The sequence below is a fragment of the Streptomyces sp. NPDC097981 genome (assembly GCF_040302565.1).
Classification (GTDB): Bacteria; Actinomycetota; Actinomycetes; order Streptomycetales; family Streptomycetaceae; genus Streptomyces.
Window position 1 is genome coordinate 1 of record NZ_JBEORW010000158.1, and the last position, 2499, is coordinate 2499.

The 2499-nt window shown below is 73.9% G+C and carries 1 protein-coding gene; it reads right to left on the minus strand.

The annotated features are described in order from the left end of the window. The coding region (locus ABTY04_RS40740) for a type I polyketide synthase (RefSeq protein WP_352218476.1) at nt 1-2499 on the minus strand (2499 nt) is incomplete at both ends.

Sequence of the window (2499 nt, forward strand, 5' to 3'; positions counted from 1 at the left end):
CTCTCCACGAGCCGGAACAACGCCACCTCGACCGCGAACAACGCCGGCTGCGCGTACTCCGTACGGTCCAGAACAGCCGCGTCCGCCCCGAACAGCACGTCCTTCAGCGGCCTGTCGAGCACCGCGTCCAGCTGCGCGCAGACGGCGTCGAACGCGTCCGCGAAGACCGGATGGGCGTCGTACAGCTCGCGCCCCATCCCCAGCCTCTGGCTGCCCTGCCCCGTGAAGAGGAAGGCGGTGCGGCCGTCGCCGGCCGTGCCCGTGGCAAGCCGGGGCGCGGACTCGCCGGCGGCGAGCCGTGCGAGTGCGTCCCGCAGGTCCTGGGCGTCTGTGACGGGCAGGACGAGGGCGGCGCGCTGGTCGAGGTGCGCGCGGCTCGTGGCGAGGGAGTACGCCAGGTCCACCGCGTCCGCGACGGCGTCCTCGGATGCGTCCAGGTGCGCGGTGAGCGCCGCCGCCTGCGCCCGGAGGGCGTCCTTGGTCTTGCCGGAGAGGAGGTACGGCAGGACGCGGTCCGGTCGTACGGTCGGCCGCGCGTCGGCGGGCGCCGAGTGCTCGGTGTCCGGCGCCTGCTCGATGATGGTGTGGGCGTTGGTGCCGCTGATGCCGAACGAGGAGACGCCGGCCCTGCGCGGACGACCGGTCTCGGGCCACGCCCGCTGCTCGGTCAGGAGCTCGACGTCACCCGCCGTCCAGTCGACGTGCGGGGTCGGCTCGTCCACGTGCAGGGTCCGCGGCAGCACCCCGTGCTGCAGGGCCAGCACCATCTTGATGATGCCCGCGGCTCCGGCGGCGGCCTGCGTGTGGCCGATGTTCGACTTCACCGAACCCAGCAGCAGCGGCCGGCCGTCGGCGCGGTCCTGGCCGTACGTGGCCAGCAGCGCCTGGGCCTCGATGGGGTCACCGAGACGCGTGCCCGTGCCGTGCGCCTCGACCGCGTCGACCTCGGCGGCCGACAGGCCGGCGCTCACCAGGGCCTGGCGGATGACGCGCTGCTGCGAGGGACCGTTGGGGGCGGTGAGCCCGTTGCTCGCGCCGTCCTGGTTGATCGCCGAGCCCCGGACCACGGCCAGCACCGGGTGTCCGTTGCGCTGCGCGTCGGAGAGCCGCTCGACGAGCAGCATGCCGATGCCCTCGCCCCAGCCCGTTCCATCGGCGGCCGCCGCGAACGCCTTGATCCGGCCGTCCTCCGCCAGCCCGCGTTGGCGGCTGAAGTCGATGAAGTTCTCGGGCGTCGACATGACGGTGACGCCGCCGGCCAGCGCCAGCGAGCACTCGCCGTTGCGCAGGGCCTGGATCGCCCAGTGCAGGGCGACCAGCGACGAAGAGCACGCCGTGTCGACGGTGACCGCAGGGCCTTCGAGACCGAACACGTACGAGACGCGGCCGGACATGACGCTGCCCGCGTTGCCCGTGCCGACGTGGCCCTCCAGGCCGTCCTGCTCGCGGGCGACGAGCGAGAGGTAGTCCTGGCCGTTGGTGCCGACGAACACGCCGGCCCGGCTGCCGCGCAGCGTGGTCGGGTCGATCCCGGCGCGCTCGAAGGCCTCCCACGAGGTCTCCAGGAGGAGCCGCTGCTGCGGGTCCATGGCGAGGGCCTCGCGCGGGGAGATCCCGAAGAAGTCGGCGTCGAACTCCGCCGCTCCGGCGACGAAACCGCCCTTGCGGGTGTACGAGGTGCCCGGCTGGTCCGGGTCGGCGCTGTACAGGCGGTCGAGGTTCCAGCCGCGGTCCGCCGGGAAGTCGGCGACCGCGTCCGTACCGTGCGCCAGCAGCTGCCACAGGTCCTCGGGGGACGCGATGCCGCCGGGGAACCGGCAGCTCATGGCCACGATCGCGATCGGGTCACCGTCGACGGCGGTGGCGACGGGCAGCAGGGCGCCGGAGACGGGGACGCTGCCGACGAGCTCGTCACGGAGGTGGTCGGCCAGCGCGGCGGACGTCGGGTAGTCGTAGATCAGCGTGACGGGCAGCCGAAGCTCGGTGGCCGCGCCGAGGCGGTTGCGGAGCTCGACGGCGGTCAAGGAGTCGAACCCAAGCTCCTTGAAGGCGCGTTCGGCACCGACGGCGTCCGTACCCGCGTGCCCGAGGACCTCCGCCACGTGGGTACGGATCAGGTCGAGCAGCTCCCGCACCTGCTCGGCGGGGGCGAGCGCGGCGAGCCGCCCGGAGAGGGTGACCGGCCCGTCCGCGTGCGCGGTCGCCCGGGCACGCGCCTCGGTGCCCGCACGAGCGGCGCGTACCTCGCTCAGCTCGCTGAACAGTTCACTGCGGCGTACGGCCGTGTGGCCGGAGAGGTACCGCTCCCACTCGACGTCGGCCAGCGTGAGCGAGGCGTCCCCGGCGGCAACCGCCTGCCGGAGGGCACGGATCGCCGGCTGCGCGCTCATGGGGGGCACGCCGTCCCGGCGCATGCGGGCTTCAAGGGCCTCGTCGGCGGCCATGCCGCCCTCGGCCCACGGACCCCACGCGAGCGAAGTCGCGGCCAGACCGGCAGCA